General features: G+C 48.8%; 10 protein-coding genes, 1 rRNA gene and 1 pseudogene. 2 read left to right on the plus strand and 10 right to left on the minus strand.

All coding sequences use genetic code 11. The features are described from left to right. The first annotated feature begins 15 nt into the window (after positions 1 to 15). Positions 16 to 2,247, plus strand: a complete 2,232-nt coding sequence (locus tag KB559_RS24760; protein WP_211026162.1) for a CotH kinase family protein — start codon at positions 16 to 18, stop codon at positions 2,245 to 2,247. A 354-nt stretch (positions 2,248 to 2,601) separates the two neighbouring features. On the opposite strand, the gene KB559_RS25325 is transcribed toward KB559_RS24760, so the two are convergent. Further along, positions 2,602 to 6,618, minus strand: coding sequence for a starch-binding protein (locus tag KB559_RS25325; RefSeq protein WP_348772951.1), 4,017 nt, complete (start codon positions 6,616 to 6,618; stop codon positions 2,602 to 2,604). After that, positions 6,598 to 8,118, minus strand: a pseudogene (gene amyS, locus KB559_RS25435) (alpha-amylase); the annotation flags it as partial. The pseudogene amyS and the gene KB559_RS25325, both read right to left, overlap by 21 nt. A 421-nt stretch (positions 8,119 to 8,539) precedes the next feature. On the opposite strand from amyS, the gene KB559_RS24780 reads away from it, so the two are divergent. Continuing rightward, positions 8,540 to 8,797 (plus strand): GlsB/YeaQ/YmgE family stress response membrane protein, encoded by a 258-nt coding sequence (locus KB559_RS24780; RefSeq protein ID WP_211026164.1) that lies wholly within the window; start codon positions 8,540 to 8,542, stop codon positions 8,795 to 8,797. A 72-nt stretch (positions 8,798 to 8,869) separates the two neighbouring features. On the opposite strand, the gene KB559_RS24785 is transcribed toward KB559_RS24780, so the two are convergent. From KB559_RS24785 to rrf, 8 genes are all read right to left on the minus strand, one after another. Beyond that, on the minus strand, positions 8,870 to 10,462 hold the full coding sequence (locus KB559_RS24785; protein WP_211026166.1) for a response regulator: 1,593 nt from the start codon (positions 10,460 to 10,462) through the stop codon (positions 8,870 to 8,872). Positions 10,463 to 10,484: 22 nt separating this feature from the next. After that, a complete protein-coding gene (locus KB559_RS24790; protein ID WP_211026168.1) occupies positions 10,485 to 11,831 on the minus strand; it encodes an ABC transporter substrate-binding protein in 1,347 nt (448 codons plus the stop codon). Positions 11,832 to 11,853: 22 nt separating this feature from the next. Further along, a complete protein-coding gene (locus tag KB559_RS24795) occupies positions 11,854 to 13,575 on the minus strand; it encodes a sensor histidine kinase (RefSeq protein ID WP_211026170.1) in 1,722 nt (573 codons plus the stop codon). Positions 13,576 to 13,658: 83 nt separating this feature from the next. Further along, complete coding sequence (locus KB559_RS24800; RefSeq protein ID WP_211026172.1) at positions 13,659 to 14,519, minus strand: carbohydrate ABC transporter permease; 861 nt, start codon at positions 14,517 to 14,519, stop codon at positions 13,659 to 13,661. Then, entirely contained in the window at positions 14,516 to 15,475 is a 960-nt protein-coding gene (locus KB559_RS24805; protein ID WP_211026174.1) for a carbohydrate ABC transporter permease, read from the minus strand. Before KB559_RS24805 ends, KB559_RS24800 begins: the two co-directional genes overlap by 4 nt. Positions 15,476 to 15,573: 98 nt before the next feature. After that, complete coding sequence (locus tag KB559_RS24810; protein ID WP_211026176.1) at positions 15,574 to 16,929, minus strand: ABC transporter substrate-binding protein; 1,356 nt, start codon at positions 16,927 to 16,929, stop codon at positions 15,574 to 15,576. 265 nt (positions 16,930 to 17,194) lie between these two features. Then, positions 17,195 to 18,826, minus strand: coding sequence for a formate--tetrahydrofolate ligase (locus KB559_RS24815; RefSeq protein ID WP_211026178.1), 1,632 nt, complete (start codon positions 18,824 to 18,826; stop codon positions 17,195 to 17,197). 905 nt (positions 18,827 to 19,731) lie between these two features. Beyond that, positions 19,732 to 19,835: ribosomal RNA gene (gene rrf / locus KB559_RS24820) — 5S ribosomal RNA — on the minus strand; the annotation flags it as partial.

Here is a 19,835-nt window from a genome sequence, read left to right on the forward strand (position 1 = left end):
CGCGGAGGTGAGGAAATGAAAGGAAAGCTTGCAAAGCCGTTCCTATCCCTTTGTTCACTGCTGCTGATCTTCGGACTTGCCGCCTGCGGCGGAACCAGTCAAAGCGCGAGCACAAACAACGGTGATGCCGATACTAAATCGGTATCCGCGGAAGAACGCAAGCTGGATGAAGAGGTTTTTCCAAAGGATACGGTCGTTGACGTGAAAATCACGATCGATGAAGATGATTTTCAGGACATGCTGGACAATGCCAGCGCAGAAGAATACAAGAAGGCTTCAGTCGATTATAACGGGCAGCATTTTGACAACATCGGCATTCGGACCAAGGGCAATCTAAGCCTGCGCAGCGTCGTGCAAATGTCGGATTCGGACCGGTACAGCTTCAAGCTGTCTTTTGACGAGTATCTCAACCAGACTTTGGATGGCATCAGTAAAATCAACTTGAACAACAACTACAGCGACGCCACCTCCATGCGGGAGTTTCTGACCTACGAGTTGGCGGAAGAGATGGGGTTGCCTACGCCTAAATATTCTTTCATAAATGTCTATGTAAATGATGAGCTTTGGGGATTTTATCTCGCCGTCGAGCAGATTGGCGATGCCTACTTGAACAGGCATTTCGGAAACGCCTACGGCGCTCTTTACAAAGGCCAAATGACCGGAAGCGGAAGTGACCTGGCTTGGCTTGGCGATGACCCGGATGCATATACCGGCTTAGCTCTAAAGTCGAAGTCGACGAACGGCGAAGTATTGATCGATATGCTTGATGAGCTCAACAACGGCTCGGATTACGAAAAGGTTCTGGATGTGGAAGAATCGCTCGGCTACATCGCTCTAAATGTACTCACCAACAATACCGACAGTTATATCGGCGGCAACAAACAGAATTACTATTTGTATGAGGACGACGGTGTCTTCTCCGTGCTGCCATGGGATTACAACATGGCGTTCGGCGGTTTAGGCGGAGGAGGCATGGGCGGAGGCTTCGGCGGGGCCGGTCGGGCCAAGGCGGGCGCCGACACGGGGGGCAATGCCCCGGCGGACGGAGCGGGCGCGGCGGGTGAGGCCGCGGTCGGCGGAGCGGGCGCGAGCCCAGCCGGGGGCGGGCAAGCGGCCGGGCCGACCGGTGCAGCAGCGGGCGGAACCGCCGGGGGTGCAGCGACGGGCGGCCAAGAGGCGCCGGTGCAGGCCGCCGGTGCGGGAGCCGGCCAGGCCGCAGGTGCGGGAGCCGGCCAGGGCGAGGCCGGTGCCGGGAAGACCGGCGGCGGAGCGGCCGCAGGCCCTGGAGGTGGAGGCGGCAGCAGCCTGCTGATCGACGAGCCGACCCAAGGCGCGGTTGCCGAGCGTCCTTTGGTAGCCAAACTGCTGGCCGTCGATGAGTATAAGGAGTTGTACCACTCCATCCTTCAAGAAGCGGTTGATGGCTACCTTGAAAATGACACCTTCACGGCACTCGTCAACGAGGTTTCCGCGATGATCTCGTCCTACGTGAAGGCCGATCCAAGGCCATTCTATTCCTACGAACAATTCGAAGAAGCTGTGCCCAAACTCATTTCCACCAACGCTTCGCAGGTGGAGAATATCTCACAGCAGCTTGACGGCACGCTTCCTTCCTCCGGCGACGGCTCCGGCAGCGGCGGCGGTATGGGCGGTATGCGTGGTATGGGCGGCAGAGGTGGCGGCGACCGCCCTGAGTTCGGTGCCGCCGGACCGCAGACCGGGCAAGCGACGAACGACGCAGCCGCACCAAACAATGCCGGCCAAGCGGGCGCCGTTGACGGACAGTCGCAGCAACCAAGCAGCGGTGCTCAACAGGGCGCAGCCGGCGATGGGGCCGGAGCAGCCGGCCTACCCGGCGGTGCTCCCCCTGATGTAAACGGCGGGATGCCGCAGCTTCCACCGGATGGCCAGATGCCGCAAATGCCGCCTGATGGCATGCCTGATGGTCAGATGCCCGACGCACAGTCGCAGCAACCGGCAGACGATGCCGCGGACAACGGTGCAGGCATCCCGGGCCAGCAAGGCGCGAATGGCGGCCAATGGGGACCAGGCGGTGACTTCGGCGGCGGGTTCGGCGGCGACCAAATGGGCCGCGAAGGCTGGCCCGACGGTTTTGGGGGATTCGGTCAGGGAGATGCACGTAAGGTACAGACGAATCCCAACGAGGCCCTCACCGCAGGGATCTCCCTCTTAATCCTTCTGCTAGCCTGCATTTTCGTCGTCTTTTTCAGAAGAAAACGTCTCTAATTGCAATACAGAAACTGGACCGTCAGTGGAGCTTAGGAGCTCCCTGGCGGTTTTTGTTTGCAACTAATCTCATTGGATATATCCAATGGATTTACCTTTCATTCGCATATTCAATGATATTCATTGGAAATATCCAATGAATATCGACCAAATCCCCTCTTTACGGGCAATTCAGCACTATTTCATTGGAAATTTCCAATAGAACTGCCCCTTTACACCAAACCCAGGGTTTTTCATTGGAAAAATCCAATCGGAAGAGTTAGAACAGAAGAATGAAGTAGTCAGTAGTCATAACTGGAGAAACCAATCCTAGCAAAAATAAAGAACCCATAATAGGGTTCTTTATTCTTACTTCTATGCAATTAAACGCTTCTGCCAACCGTTATAGTGCATCACTTTAGCCTTAGATGCTGAAATTTCCGGTGCCATCTTCACCATCAATCCACTTTCCGTTTCTGGACCCGGTTGAGGTTCCGGTTGAGGTTTCGGTTGAGGTTCCGGTTGAGGTTCCACTCCCGGTTGCGGCGCTACTTCTCCCCCCGCTTCCTCTGGTGAGGTCGGCTCCACCGGAACATTAGGATCTTCCGAAATATCGGGATCCATTATAGTATCAAGCCCTGCCGGAGTTTCCGATGCCGGAGCATTGGACAAGGGAGCGCCAGGCTGAATGTTGCCATTACCCGTGTACGTCCATGTCCCCGTATTGAAGAAGTGATTTTTCCCGTTGTTGCTGTCCCACTGCCCTTTTCCGTCATTGAAGCAGGCTTCCAACCGGGAAGCTGTTCCAATGTCGATCGTTAGCTTACTATAACCCGCTACTTCGGAGGCTTCCATCGCTACGCCCGGCACCGCAGTCCATGTTCCGCCTTCCGGACGATAATGGATATACGGCTTAGCATAGCCATGTTTATAGTATACGGTCACCTTATTAGCGGCACTTTGATCCGGGGCTCCCTCAACAATTTGCCCACTGCCTTTATAAGTCCAGATTCCTGTATTAAAGAAATAATTTTTGCCATTATTGCTGTCCCAGCTGTTCTTCCCGTCACTAAAACAAGCCTCTATGCGTTTAGCAGTCCCTATATCTATAGTCAGTTTGCTATAGCCAGGTACTTCGGAGACCTCCATCGCTACTCCCGGCACGGCAGTCCATGTCCCGCCTTCCGGACGATAATGGATGTACGGATTAGCATAGCCGTGCTTATAGTATACGGTCACCTTATTTCCGCCCGTCCCTGCAGGCCCGGTTGTAACTTCTAACTCCGCACTAGCCGGAGACTCGTTATTAGCCGCGTCACGGGCTTTGACTGTATACAAATATTTTGTTTCCGGGGTAAGCCCGGTATCTGTATACGTAGTGGATGAAGTAGCACTGCCAACCTTGGAACCATTGCGGTAAATATCATATCCCGTAACCGCGATGTTATCGGTTGATGCGTCCCAAGCCAAAGCTACCGTCTTATCGGTAACCGTAGTCGATCTCAAGTTACCCGGTGCGGTTGGAGCCTTCGTGTCCCCTTCTCCGTCGGGATTTGAATCATGCCATGTGCCGTCAAACCACCCATCCGTGCTTCTTGTAAATCCAGGCTTATTTTGTCCCGGATTCTGCTTGCCGCTGCTATCCCGGAAGATCAAAGTAGCACTGTCAACACCTTCAATCTTATAGGAATACCATTCTCCGTTCTCCTTGATCATAGCCGGCGCGGTAGCCCAGGTCGGTTCAGTAACTTTAGGAGAAGTTTCGTAGTAGTACAAGTACGGCGTACTCCAGTCGGCCGGTTTCTTGAAGCGAATCGTCAACCCGGCGTCCGGATCCTTCTTGGTATATTTGTATTCCTGAGATGATACGCCTTCTTCATTTTCAGCATACAATCTCAAAGTGGTAGATTCATCAAATTCCAAACCTTCGCCAATCGTAAGTTCAGTTCCGTCCGTAAAACTGATTCCCTGCTTCGGTTCGGATCCATCCAGTGTGTACTTGCCGCTATCCGCCTTTTTCAAATGCAGCGTAATTTTCACTGTGTCCGTTTTGTAATTTCCGCCGCCAGGAGATGCGGATACGATTGGAAGATTGGTCTCCGCTCCTTGTTCAATTAAAATCAGGCCGGTTGCTCCCGGTGTAAAAGTGGCAGAACCGCCGCTTACAATAACCTCATTACCGGTGTATGCGTCACGAGCCAGTGTGCCATCAGGGAACACGGATGCCACATTCACCTTGGTCGGGCCCGAAGCCCCTACCACAACGACAACCTTATCTTCTATTCCGTTCTTGCTGTAGGTCCGTTTAAAGGTATATGGACTGTCGCTGATTTTTGCATGGCTGCCCGCTCCCACCGAGATATGGTTGTTGCGGAACTGACCTACCTTCTGCCAGTGCGACAATACGTCCTGATTCAAATTATTCCAGTTCATCGACGAACGGGTGCCTTGCTGCGGATCCGAACCGGTCTCCCCGAAGGCTCTTCCCGCTTCGTCTCCATAGAACGTTTGAACTCCGCCTGGCAGCAGTAACAGTGCCGTACCAGCTTGAATCAATCGGCCTCTGTCATACAAGCGGGTATCATGCGAAGAAATATAGCTCAATACGTTAAAGTTAGGATCGCTGTTAATCTTGGAAGCATAGTCCGAATAAATGCCTTCCAGGGAATTGATATTTGCATCCTGGAACGAGAAATTAATAATGGAATCGAAACCGTTACTGAAGTATTCGCTCTTTCCTACGCCATGTCCCCATACTTCACCGGTCATCCAGAAATTGTCGGTCCAGTCCGCTCCCGGCTTATCCGGATTGTTCTGTCTCCATCTTTCCAACGCGGCACTGCTTTCATTCTTGAGCTGTTTCCAACGGTTCATGTCCACGTGCTTCGCCGTGTCCGCCCGGAATCCGTCGATTCCGAATTCTTCAACCCATGCCGCCAGCCATTTGCTGATATAATCGGCCGGTGCTACACCTAAGTCTTTACGCAAATTCTGCGCCGCTGGAACAATCCATGGATTGTATCCGTTCGTCTCTTTCCCCCATTTCGTTTGCAGCAGAGGAGCAAGACCTATATTGTTGGTTACATTAGTGCGGAAGTCCGGCAGATCCCCCACACATTGGGTCAAATCACTGCCTCCGCAATTCTCGTACCCCGCAATACCGGCGCGGACCCAGCTCCCCCACCATTTGGACCAGGCAGAGGAATCTTTATAGTTGATCATGTCATGGAAGCTATGCCAGGTTTGCCCGCTCCCTGGCGCCCAGCTTGAGCCAATGCCATTTCTTGCCCCGTACCCGTATTCCTCCATATCTTTGATAGTCGCATATCCGGGGTGGTTCATAATGACGTCAAGTACGACCCGAATGCCCTTTTCATGGGCCGTATCGACAAACTCGCGCATATCTTCCACCGTACCCATGTTTTTATCAACCATCGTGTAATCCTGGGCATAATACCCATGGTAACCGTAATGGGCAAAATCGCCGCCGGTTCCGCCGCCTACCCAGCCGTGCATTTGCTCATATGGCGCCGTAATCCAGATTGCGTTCGTGCCAAGCTCTGTGAAATAGCCTTCGTTCAATTTTTGTGTAAGCCCTTTCAAATCACCCCCATGAAAGGTCCCGATATTTTTTCCGGTTGCATCGACGCTTGGTCTTCCGTAAGAATTGTTGTTACTCGGATCTCCATCCTTAAAGCGGTCGGTCAGCACAAAGTAAACGTTTGCATTATCCCAGCTAAATGTACCGGATGGAACAGGTTCTTCTTGCCCGTTATCCTCCTCTATTTTTATGGAAAAAGCGCTGCTCGCATCAGACTTTTGTCCGGCCGTATCAACAGCAATTACAGTGTAAGAATACGTAGCGCCCTTCGTTACAGCATTATCGGTATAAGAGTTTGTTGCGGAAGTGCCAATCCGCGTACCGTCTCGAAGGATTTCATATTCCTTAATCCCTTTGTCATCCGTAGAGGCGCTCCAGGTCAGGCGGAGAGATGTTGATGAGGCAGTTCCTTTCAAATTTTCCGGAACAGAAGGCGGATTATCCGTCTGGGAACCGTCGGGATTCGTATTATGCCAGGCGGTACCGTCATACCAACCTTCTGCGTTCCTTAACAATCCTGACTGGTTCTGTCCGGGAGCCTGATTGCCGTTCGCGTCCTTAAAAATAATCCTGGCGCTATTCGTTTTCTCAATGGTATAGGTATACCATTCCCCAGTTTCTTGCGTCATTGCCGGTGCCGAGGCCCAAGCCGGTTCCCCCGATACTTTGGGCGATGTTTCGTAGTAATACAATTGAGGCGTTCTCCAATTCGCCGGCTTCTTGAAATGAATCTTCAGTCCCTTTCCCTGTTCAGGGGTAGGGCCGTCGGATTTTTTGACCCATACGGACACAGACCCGCCATTGACTTTAAAGTCTCCATTTCCGGACGAATTGATAGTTACGGTGTCGGAACGATTTCCGGTAATATCGACCCAAGTCTCTCCGGCATGCTGTGTTCCCACATACATCGTCTTGGAACCGCCGGCACCGTCGGTGATCAGGGTAGCTAATCCGGAATTCGGCTTTGTTGCAAGGCCTTCACGCGTCCAACCGATAATATCATTATGGTTGAGGTAATCGTGCTGATTGCCGTAAGCGTAATCTTTTCTCGCTTTGAGGAGCGGATCTAATTTATCCTTCAATCCTTTGATGTTATTATTCGGAATGCCGTAATAATCTCCGTAAAATACGGACGGATACCCCTGTTCTCTTGTCAAAATATAAGCATACGCCTGTGGCTTAAACCAGTCAGATACCCAAGAAGTCAGCGACTGTCCGGGCTGTGTATCGTGATTGTCCACAAAGGTTACTGCATGTAAAGGATCTGCATTGACCAGTGTTCCTTGCCCTAAATTCCGCATATCAAAGTTGCCGTTGCTGTTTGAAGCCGATTGGAATCGATAGTGCAGCGGAACATCAAACAAAGAAACGCTGCTTCCGACTTTATTTAAATAATTTTGCAGCTTGCCGAGATCCCCGCTCCAAAATTCGCCGACGGAAAACAATTCTTTGCCTGTTTTAGATCTGGCATTGGCCACAAAATCCTTCATGAAGCTATATTTAATATGCTTCACACCATCCAGCCGATACCCGTCGAGATTCAACGTATTGGCATACCAGACACCCCAATTTTTGATTTCGTTCACCACGTCCGGATGATCATAATCAATATCTTCGCCCATGAGGTAGTCATAGTTCCCGTTCTCCGTATCTACTTCCCAGTCCCAGTTTTTTTCGGAAAATTTATAAACTCCTTCTTTCTTGTTATCCTCATTCCAGCTTACCCCGTCAAAATGCTGCCATCTCCATTTAAAGCCAGAATACTTATCGCCCCGGCCCGGAAAGTCATATTTTGTCCAAGCCTTGATATTATAAGATCCTGAGGTTTCGCGGTTCCGGTCATTCCCCGCTACTTCGACGGCATTGCCGCTTTCCGTACCGTCCCCGCCCATTTTATGATTGACTACAACATCCCCATAAACACTAATATTATTGTTATGCAGAGATGTGATTGCCTGCTGAAGCTGATCCTTTGTTCCATATTTCGTTCGAACCGTACCTTTTTGATGAAACTCGCCCAGATCGTAAAGATCATAAACGCCATATCCGACGTCGTTGATACCGGCTTGCCCTTTGTACGCCGGAGGTATCCATACTGCGGTAATGCCGATGTCGCTTAAATGCGAAGCATCTGCCTGCAGATTGTTCCAAAGGTTCCCGTTATTCGGTAAATACCATTCAAAATATTGCATCATCGTGCCATTCACAGGCTCCGTTGCCGTACTCTGGTTATCTGCCGCTGCAGCTGTTTGAGTTGGAATTGCCGGTGTGACGTAGATGGAAGTAACCAGGAATATAAAACTAAGGAAAAAAGATGCTCGCCTTGTCAATCTTTTTATCACTTGATTTACTCCTCTCACAATTTTAATTTTTGTGCAAACGTTTGAATGGATTTCAAAAAAAAACTACACACACTTAAACTCCCTTTCACAGTGCAAACGTTTGAATTTTTTGGGTTCGCAACCACCTCCTGATCTATAAAACTCACATCTCTCCAAAAAGTCTGCGTTGTAAACACTTACATAAATACATATGTTTAATTTTGGGAGTTGATAAGTGGATTGTAGCAGAAGCTGTCACCCATTGTACATTGCATTTTACGAATTCAGGACCTGCCATGTAAAAAACAGGAAGTAAGTCGGATTGTTTAAAACGTCCCTCTTTGGTTAATAGTAAACGACAAGCAAAATTAATAAATTTGAGGTGATACGAATGGGTTTCTTATGGTCTTTAATTATTGGTGGAGTAATCGGTTGGTTGGCAGGTTTGATTATGGGCAGAGATATCCCCGGAGGTATCATTGGGAATATCATCGCAGGTTTCATCGGTGCTTGGCTTGGCAGCATGATCTTGGGGAATTGGGGTCCGGTCATCGGTGACTTCTACTTCATTCCTGCATTGATTGGTGCGGTTGTCCTAGTATTTATCGTGAGCCTGATTATGGGCTCAATGAGACGTAATCGTTCTTAAGATTCACTTTGAATAAGCATTGAAAATAGGAGAACCGCCCTATATGGGCGGTTCTTTTATGGTTATACCCGGTCAAGCGGACTCATCCCGATATTCCGTAGGCGTCATCCCCGTGACCTTTTTAAATACCTGAGTAAAATAACGCGGATCTTGGTACCCTACCAGAGGGGCGATTTGATACACCTTGACCTGACTGTTCTTCAATATATACTTAGCCTTTTCAATCCGGCACTGGGTTAAATACTCCAGGAAGGTAAATCCGGATACCTGCTTAAACAGCATGCAAAAATGGCTGATACTCAAATCCGCGACTTCGGCAACCTCTTCGATGCTCAAATCCTTGTGGTAGTTGTTGGAGATATACTCTTGCGTTTTGGAAATGACCTTATGAATATTTTCTTTGGGCTGGGCTTCTTTGCTCTCGCGAATCCATTTCCCCAAACTGGCTTTGAGAACACCGATCATTTCGTTCAGAGTCCCAAGTGAGTGAATCTCCTGCAGCAAGCCTTCAAGCGACCATTCCGGCAGCAGCTTCATATGTTCGAATTCGCGGTAGAGAACAACAGTCAGTTCCACAATCATGCGTTCCGCCGTTTCTTTGCCAAAAGCCTGCGTTTCGATATAAGTTTTCGTCTCATCCAACAGGACGATTAACCGTTCATCTTCAAGCGTGCGGATACATTCGAGCATACGGGCTTCAAGGAACTTAGGATATTTGATTTCCCGGGTCGCTCCCAATTCCGGAATCGGGTCCACAAACACGCCTTCCTGATCGCGGTAGAAACGCTGATATAACGCCTTTGCAGCACTCTGGTAAGCCTCACTCAGCTGCTCTATCCCTTCTGCAGATTGACTGAATCCGATCGAACAGGACAGTTTTGCATTGACCTTGATCTGGTGTATAATATCGTTCCCCAAACTCTCTCTCTTGTCTCTTAATGAACCCGGAAACAGAATGACCCATTCTCCGCTGTGAAAAGGAAACACGGTAAGCGCTCCATGCGATAAGGACCATTCGCTTAAAATGTTGCGGATCGCAAACAACCACAGCCTTCGCTCTTCCATGGACCAGCTCTCATTCAATTTCATATAATGATCCAATTGGAGAACCGCTACGAAATAATCGTCCTGCAACTCGCTGCTCTCCAGCCACTGCATATGCCGCAGGTGGTTATCGCTGGGATTGCCCTCCAAAAACTCCGCAAACATCCGCTCCCTTGCCAACATGGACAATACCTGCACCGAGTGCAGCAGCTTCTCGTTCTCCTGTTGCTTTTCCAGCGTCTTCTTCGCGCGCATGATCATTTCAATCAGTTCCTCATGATCGATCGGTTTGAGCAAATAATCAAATGCTCCTTCCCGCAGCGCTTCCCTGGCATATTCAAATTCTCCGTACCCGCTGATAAAAATAAACAGGCGCTTGGCGTTCTCCGCCATGACTTCCTTCATCAGGCTAATTCCGTCCAAGCCCGGCATGCGGATATCGCTGATGATCATATGCGGGGACAGCTCGCGAACCAGCTTAAGGGCATCCTCCCCGTTTCTTGCATCACCCACGATTTCCAGATCCAGCTCATTCCACGGAATGGCCACCTTCAAGCTGCGCAAAATGATCGGCTCGTCATCCACGAGAATAACCCGGTATTTTGCTTCCTTGGCTTCCATACGACTCCTCACCTCCTGGCCATCACTCGGGCAGTGAACTTTTTCGTTGCTTCCAGTATTGCTCCGAGGTCGCTTGAATTTCATCCAAAGCCTCATTCGGCGAAACGCCGCCGGATATAATATCCTCGATTACTTTCAGGAATGTCTTGGTCACTTCCGGTGACAGCACATTGTCATACGCCAGAAAAATGCTGTCGCTCTGTTCCATGAGACTTACCACTTGGGCAAACACAGGACCGGTTTTCTCCGCATCGAAGGATATTTTCATCGATGGAATCCGAAGTCCCTCATAAACAACCCGCCTTTGAATATCCTCGGTGTAAAAAGCCTGCATCAAATCCAGCGCGGCCTCCCGCTTGGCTTCTTCCAAGTTCGAGGAAAGAGCGATCCCGATCGTATATCCTCCCGCCAGCGAGCTTGGCTGATCCGGAAGCAGGGTAGGGAACGTAATCACGCCGACCCGGTTCGGGAAATCATCCGGCTCTTCTCCGTTATGAAAGAGATTGACATCCCAGCTCCCATTCACATACATGGCCGCCTTGCCGGAAGTAAACAGCGCGATCGCCTCTTCCGTCGACAGATCATTGGCCGGATTGCTGAAGGCTCCTTCAGAGACCCAATCTTTAAAATGCATAAACGCCTGTAAATAAGCGCTATTGTTAAAATCCACGGCCTCATTGCCTTTGGTGAGCTCATTAATCAAATCCGGCCCCGCATAACGGTCCATCAAATAGTGAGCAAAAATCGCGGCCGGCCAGCGCTCCTCATTGCCTAGAGCAAAAGGAATGTACCCTTTATCTCTCAACAGCTTGACGACGGCGTCCAGTTCATCCAGCGTTTTCGGCGGGGTAATCCCCAGCCGTTCGAAGATTTCTTTATTATAATAAAGCGGCTCCGCATGTCCTTCCAAGGGTAATCCGTAAATTCGGTCATCGTAGGTCCATAGATGAAGGTCTTGGAACTTCTCCTTCAGCCCGTTATCACGGACGAAACCCGTCAAATCCATTAAGCGATTGGACCGGACATAAGGCTCTATTTCCGCCCCCGCAAATAACACGAACATGTCGGGCGGCGTCCCTGTCACCATCTCACTTTTCAGTTTCCGTTCGCGGTGATCGGTTTGGTCCATCCCCTCGAAATTCACCTTCACGTTGGGATGCGATTTTTGAAAAGAATCCACGACTTCCTCGAAAATGTGCAGCATTTGCCGGTCATGTTCCTTGATCCAGAAATGGCGGAAGGTCAACGTGATCTTCTCGGTTTGCTTCTCCTCGATCGGTTCGCTGCCGTTCATCGCAATGATCATTACCGAGATACCAAGCACAAGTGCATACATGACAATCCAGCCCCAGTTTACAAACCATTTCACGCCTCTCTTCCCCCTTTACATTTTACGTATTGATCTTCGGTATTCGGATTCGGATGATAGACCCGAAACCGGGGGAAGAACATATCATGATGCCGTAGTATCCGCCGAATCGTATGCTTAATCGCTCATGTACATTTTTCAAACCGACGCCGTTTTCCCGGTATTTCTTCAAATTGCCCCGGTCTTTGCTCCAAAGATGCATCAGCGTTTCCTGATCGAACCCCGGGCCATTGTCCATGACATCGATCAGAATATCCCGTTCCCCGTCCCGCGCGGTAATTGAAATAAAGCCTCTTCCTTCCATCGGCTCGATTGCATGATAGAGCGCATTCTCAACGATCGGCTGTACGATGAGCTTTTGCGTCTTGTAATATTTCAATGATTCCGGAATTTCAATTTGATAGGAAAACTTGTCCTCAAAACGGTATTTCTGAATATCCAGGTAATGCCGGACATGATCCATTTCCATGGACAACGGAATCAGTTGTTGATTTTCACTGATACTGATCCGCAGCAGTCTGCCCAGCGACACCACCATTTTGCTGATGTCCTTATTGCCTTGCAGTACGGCCATCGAGTTAATCGATTCCAGCGAGTTATAAATAAAATGAGGATTGATCTGTGCAACCAGCGCCTGGAGCTCAACCTCTTTTTTTCGCGCCTGCTCTACTTGAACTTGTTCGATCAGTTCAGAAATTTGCTTGCTCATCCGATTAAAACCGTCCATCAGCAAATCCGTCTCGTCCTCGGATCGGACCATCGGCGGGATCGGCACGAATATACCCTGCTGAACCCTCTTCATCCCGTTTACAGCGCTGATAATGCTTCGAACCAGCCTGCGCACGAAATAACGGTCGAACAAAAAAGCCGATATCAACGAGACCAGGACAAGAATCACAGCGATATTCCGGATATTGATCGATTCCGAAGCAATAAGCTTGCTCGGGGTAATCGCTACCAGATACCATTCCTTGTTATGGGAAGGCAAGAAAGTAATCAGCGACTTCTCACCCAAATATTTATCAACATAATATCCCTTTTCGTTTGTTTCGACATCCGTCAGAAAAGGAAAGTCCGTACGTTCCCCAATATGTTCGCCCGATTTATCAAATACGATATTCCCCTGTTTATTGACCAGTAAAATATCCCCTTGTTTGAGGGTGGCGGTATCCCAAAATACTTGATCCAAAATATCCGGTTTTACATAAATTACAACCGCACCGATATCTTCCAGCGAATAATAATCTTTGATTACGCGAGCCTGGATCAAAACCGGCTTCCCCGTGGAGGCGCTGCCATTTTCGCCCGGACCGATCCAGATCGGCCGGCCTTCCGCGGCTATCATCGCCTCATACCAGTCCTGATGGCTTAACGAATCGAATGTCATCGCGTCATTGTATTGGTACAGCAGCTTATCTTTCGAATAAAGTCCGAATGAACTGATCATCGGATGATTGATTGAATTGTTGATCTCTTGCCTTTGTTCGTAGGTGACGACAAATGTAGGCTCCTTCAAGGTCTCTTGGATGACCTGTTGCGTTATCGCCGAGTTGGAGATGTTCGTTATTTCGTTTAACGCATAATTCAGCTTCCGGTCTGTCTCCAGCAACGATACCCAATAAAAGTTGGTGGATTTCTTTTCCATGGTGTTTGAGAAGCTGAAATACGAAATCGAGCCCATCAAGATAACCGGGATAAACACAAGAAGAATAATAGCCAGCAAGATTTTCCGACGGAGCTTCATCTGCGCCCTCCCTCCACAATCTCCTATCTCTATTATTCTTCATTATGCTTTATATTTCCTTGCTCTACTATAATAAAGCTCGCCTAACTTTTAATTGCGCCTGAAGTCAAGCCTGCAATTACCCACCGGCTGAACAACAGGAATACGATGAGGAGCGGCAGCGTCGCCGTAAAGGTGGCCGACATGATCATGCCGAAGTCCAGACCGTCCTTATTGGTGAACAACTGCTGCAATGCGATCTGAATCGTGTAATTCTCTTTGTTTTTTAACACGACCAGAGGCCAGAAGAAATCATTCCACACGTTCATAAAGTTAAGAATACCCAGGGTTGCCATTGCCGGGGTGACGACCGGAATAGCGATTTTCCAGAAAATCCGGAAATGTCCGCCGCCGTCGATCCGCCCCGCTTCCAACAGTTCGGAGTGAACGGCTGAAGCGATATACTGCCTCATCCAGAAGATCCCGAACGCATTGACCATTGCAGGAACGATAAGTGCTTTGTAGCTGTCGATCCAGTGCAATTTAGCCATAATGACATACTGAGGAAGCACACCCAATTGTGCCGGTACAAGCATTGTTCCGATAACGCAAACGAACAGAACATTTTTCAGAGGAAACTCATATTTAGCAAAAGCGTACCCTGCCAGGGTACAAAGGAATACTACAGACACCGTAACCGCCGAAGATACGACAACCGAATTCAGCAGCGCCCGGAAAAAGTCGGTCCGTTCCAGAACACGCGAGAAATTGTCAAAGAAGTGTGTCCCTGGAGTCAGCAAAGGCGGCATTTGAAAGGCCGCATCCTTGTCATTGGTCGCAACCACAAACATCCAGAAAAACGGGAAGACGGAAACCAGTGCCCCAATGATCATAAAGAGATAAAAGAACGTTTTCCCTAAGACTCCGGGTTCATCCGGCTTTTTTCTTACTGCGATACTACTCATGCTCTCTTACCTCCCGTATCTCCGCCCATACGGCTTGATAGCAACATGTTAAGCACGGAGAAAAGAATTGTGGCGACAAACAGAAGGACCGCCGTGGCCGCTGCCGTACCGAAGAATCCGTTTCTGAAGGCTTCACTGTACAAATAAGTAACCATCGTAACCCCTTCTTGGCGTGTAGAACCCGTACCGCCTTGACCGAGGAACACATATGGTTCGGTAAAGAGCTGCAGTGCGCCGATGGTCGATGTCAGGGTAACAAACAGAATAAATGGCCGCAGCAGCGGAAGTGTAATATACAGCAACTGCTGTCCGCGCGTGGCACCGTCAATTCTGGCCGCTTCATAAATATCCGTCGGGATACTTTGCAAACCGGAGAGGAAAATAATTGCGTTATACCCCATCCACCGCCATAGAACCATGGTGGAAATGGCTATTTTTACGCCCCACCAACCCGAGTTAAATGGAACGCTGTCCAAGCCTAGGTTGTTCAAAAGCCAGTTGATCATCCCGTTGTTTCCGAACATGGTGCTGAACACCAGGGTAACGGCAACAATCGAAGTGATATTCGGCATGAAGTACAAAATACGGAATGTATTCTTGAATTTATTCAAAGCCGAGTTGAGCATGACGGCCACGAATAGCGCCAAAATGAGCTGTGGCACTGTACCCATCAAGGCCATGATGATCGTATTGCTAAAGGAAATCCAGAAGGTTGGATCACTAATAATTAAATCGTAGTTTTTGATCCCTACATATTTCATAGGTCCTATTGCGTCCCATTTGAAGAAGGACAAATAGATCGTAAAGATGATCGGATACAGTCCGAATATAGCGAACAAAATGAAAAATGGCGAAATAAACGTATACGCCGTGAGCTGGCTGCGTCGTTTCTCGGTCCAGAAATGCCTTTTCGGCGGTATCGACTGGGCCGGACTCGCTGTAGCTGTGTCAGCCATGAACGCACCTCCATGAAGTAGTTGATAAACCCGAATTCGCAGGGGCAATAGTCGCCCTGCGAATTCGGATAAAGAAATCGTGATATTAGATCTTCTTACTAGCTGCGATCAACCAGAGTCTTGATTTGTTTCATCGCGCTATCCCATTCTTTTTGCGGATCCGCTTTTTTCTCAAGAACGTTCTTGAGCGCGTTTTTGATAATGGTATCGGCTTGGTCATGAAGCGGACCATAGTAAATCGGTTTTACGGTTTGAGCCGCTTTTGCGTAAGCTGCGGATGTAACTTGACCTGAGAAGAAATCGTCGCCTTTTTCCGTGAATGCAGGATCTTCATAAACAGCTGGGATTGTTGGGAACAAACCGCTGTCCGTAAACGATTTCATTTGGTTTTCTTTGTTCAGAACCCAAGAGATAAATTCATAAGCTTCTTTCGGATGTTTACCTTCTTTAGGCAGCGTCAGGAAGGAACCGCCCCAGTTTCCTGCGCCTTCAGGCATTTGAGCGATTTGCCATTTGCCTGCGGAATCTTTAGCATTTTTGATTGTACCTGCGATCCAAGCTGGGCCGAGCATTACGCCGAAGTCGCCTTTGTTGATCGCATTTTGCCATTCAGGAGACCAGAGAACCCAGTTGCCGATCCAGCCTTCTTGAATGCCTTTTACGGTAAAGTCATATGCTTTCTTAACTTGCGGATTGTCTGCCCCGATAAAGGAGCCGTCTTCTTTACTGAAATAAATTTCGCCTTCGGATTGGTCACGAACGCCGTTGTAGACGAGGTCCGTCAAGTCAGCAAACGGTTTGCCGGTTTTATCTTTGAAAGCTTTGGCAACGGTTGCAAACTTATCCCAAGAGTCGATTGCTGCACTGAAACCGTCCGGATCCGTAGGTAAGCCGGCTTGTTCAGCCACATCCGTACGGTAGTAAACTACAGTAGGACCGATGTCTGTTGGAAGACCCAATTGTACTTTCCCGTCCAACGACGTAACTTGCTTCCATTTCCAGTCGAGGTAGTTAGCTTCGATATCTTTAGCACCGAGGTCATACAAGTTATAGAACTTGTCGGTGTTGTTCATGAACCGTTCTACGAACGCAATTTCAAGTTGGAAAATGTCAGGAGCGCCTGATCCCGCGGACAACGCTGTCGTCAGGTTGTTGTGATGGGCCGTTTGGTCGGCAGTGTTTTGGAATTTGAAAGTAACGTTAGGATGTTCTTTGGTATATTCCTTCGCCAAATCCTCATAGTTCGTTACGCCCAGCGACCAGAATGTGAGCTCAACTTTTTCCGCCGGCTCTGTTTTTGCATCATTCGTTTTTTCGCCCTCATTACTATTTGTTGCTGCTGGCGTGTTTCCGCCATTGTTTGCCGTTTTGTTGTTGTTTCCTCCGCAAGCGGCCAAGGAAGCAATCATCAGAACAGCTACCAGCAGAATTGCCCAAGGTTTGGTTCTCTTCATCGACTTAATAACCCCTTTCTAAAACTCTTATTTTCATTATTAGTGTAATGGAACCGCTTCGAACTTTTGAGGAGGCAATATTGCGATTTATGGTTGGAATTTTTCTGATGCAAATCAAATAGCCGATCTTCACACCTTTTGCAGGCGGAAAGATCGGCTGTTTTAGAATGCAGCTATTAAATTTATATTAGGCTGACGAGCGGTTTACTACTACAATTCGGAATCGGCAGTTCGGCGATTGTTGACCGACCGCACGGATTATCCCTTACAACAATCCGGCTACGTCTCCCTGTTCATTGAGATGAATGCGCTCCGCCGCAGGATGTTCAGGCAATCCGGGCATGGTAACGATGTTTCCGGTATGCACGACGACAAACCCGGCTCCAGCCGATAAGGTCACGTCCCGAACTTGCACGGTAAAGTGATTCGGAGCTCCCAGCAAATTACCTTGATCGGAAAAAGAATACGGCGTCTTCGCCATGCACACCGGCAGATGTCCAAAGCCCTGGCGCTCCAGATCACGGATTTTAATCTCCGCTTTAGGCGTGAGCTTTATGCCTTCACCCCGGTATATTTCTTTTACGATCGTTTCAATTTTCGCTGTAATACTTAAATCATCGGGATAAAGAGGGGCGAACCGGGAAGGCTCATCTTGTAGCATGTCCCGTAATGTCTTCGCCATTTGTATTCCGCCTTGGCTGCCTTTCGCCCATACCTCGGAAATCTCAGCTTTAATACCTAAATGCCGGCACTCCTCAATAATGAATGAGATTTCTTCCTCCGCATCATTAGCAAAGTGATTAATCGCCACCATTACCGGAACGCCGAATTTCTGAATATTCTCAAGATGCCTTACTACGTTGGCCATACCTATTCGCAGTGCTTCCATATTGGATCCGTCAAGTTCGGACTTAGCGACGCCTCCATTGTATTTCAACGCCTTCACCGTAACTACCAATACTGCCGCATCCGGCTTTAGTCCGGCTTGCCGACATTTGATATCGAAAAATTTCTCCGCGCCAAGATCAGCCCCAAAACCCGCTTCCGTCACGACAACTTTAGCCAGCTTCAGGGCTGTTCTGGTGCCGATGACGCTGCTGCATCCATGAGCGATATTCGCAAAAGGCCCACCGTGAACAATCGCGGGCGTACCTTCCGAAGTTTGCACCAAATTCGGCTTAATCGCATCCTTCAGCAGCACGGTCATCGCGTCGATCGCTCCTATTTGCGATGCCGTAATCATTTCACCTGCCATATTGTAAGCCACTACCATGCGGCTAAGACGCTCCTTAAGATCCTGCGGATCCTCACTAAGGCATAGCACAGCCATCACCTCGGAGGCCGTCGTAATCATAAAGCCGGATTCATGCACGCTTCCGTTTCCCTCGCCAAGCCCGACTACGATTTGCCGGAGGCTCCGGTCATTCATGTCCATGGCACGCTTCCAAACAATCCGCCCAGTGTCTATTTGAAGGTTATTCCCCTGGAAGATATGATTATCAATCATCGCAGCCAGTAAATTATGTGCGGAAGTAATCGCATGCAAATCACCGGTAAAATGCAAGTTTATATCCTCAGACGGCATCAATTTTGCCTTGTTATCGCCCGTGGCGCCACCCTTCATCCCTAAACACGGACCCAGCGACGGTTCCCTTAAGGCGGCAATCGTTGGCTCGCCAATCGCGTTGAGCGCCTGTGCCAGCCCGATCGTTGTCAGCGTCTTCCCTTCCCCTGCTGGAGTAGGATTCATCGCGGTTACAAGTACCAATTTCCCATCCGGACGATCATCGAAGTCCCTCGCTAAGCTTAAATCAAGTTTGCTTTTATACCTTCCGTATAGCTCCATATATTTCTCCGGTATCCCAAACGACCCGGCTACTTCTAGTATCGGCTTCATCCCCGTAAATTACCTCCACAATTGTCAGTCTACCTTATGTAAATGACACAACTCTTATTGTACATGAGTTACCATCTTCATGTCCGTGACGAAAATGACGGAAATAAGGAGGTTAGTTATCTGATAGACTCGCGGACTCCGTAATGATTGAAGTTAGACCTCTTCGTAATATTTGTTGGAGCGTTCACCGGAGTATTCACCGGAGTATTCGCCGGAGTATTCGCCGGAGTATTCACCGGAAATTCCTCTATATCGACATTTTACCTCAGTGGCACTTCGCATCGGCAACCTCACGCCAACTGGCCTCACTATATTGAATTTGTTGGGGGCCACGCGTGATACCCGTTTCTATGCCTAATACCTGGCTAATTAAATGTATTTCCTACAGCTAATTTTGTCTTGGGAGGCTGTTGATGTGATTTAGATGTATAACCTACAGCTAATTCCGCCCTTTTCCTCATTATCGGCTTAAACCCTCCGAATTAGCTGTAGGTTTTACAGTTATTTGTCTCGAAAGAGCTTATCTTGCGAAAATAACTGCAGGTTTTACAGTTAAATGCACACTGCGAGGATGTTTTTGTTCATGCGCCTGAGCTGATTGACCTTATTACGTAGAATTGTTGGGTTTGACGCGTGATGCCTGGCTAAATAACTGGATTTTATGCAGCTAATTTTGCCTGGAGAGGCTGCTGATGTGATTTAGATGTATAACCTACAGCTAATTTAGCTCTTTTCCTCTATAAATGCTCAAACCCTCCGAATTAACTGTAGGTTTTACAGTTATTTGAGCGAAAAGTGCCTATCTCACGAAAATAACTGTAGGTTTTACAGCTAAGTTGGTGTTAGATAGTCCTGAATAACAAAAAAAAGCACCGCCGAGGATATCGGCAGTGCTCTTCTTCATTGCTTGGCGGCGTCCTACTCTCCCAGGACCCTTCGGTCCAAGTACCATCGGCGCTGGAGGGCTTAACGGTCGTGTTCGGGATGGGTACGTGTGGAACCCCTCCGC

It is taken from the genome of Paenibacillus sp. Marseille-P2973 (assembly GCF_018101095.1).
Lineage (GTDB): Bacteria > Bacillota > Bacilli > Paenibacillales > Paenibacillaceae > Fontibacillus > Fontibacillus vini.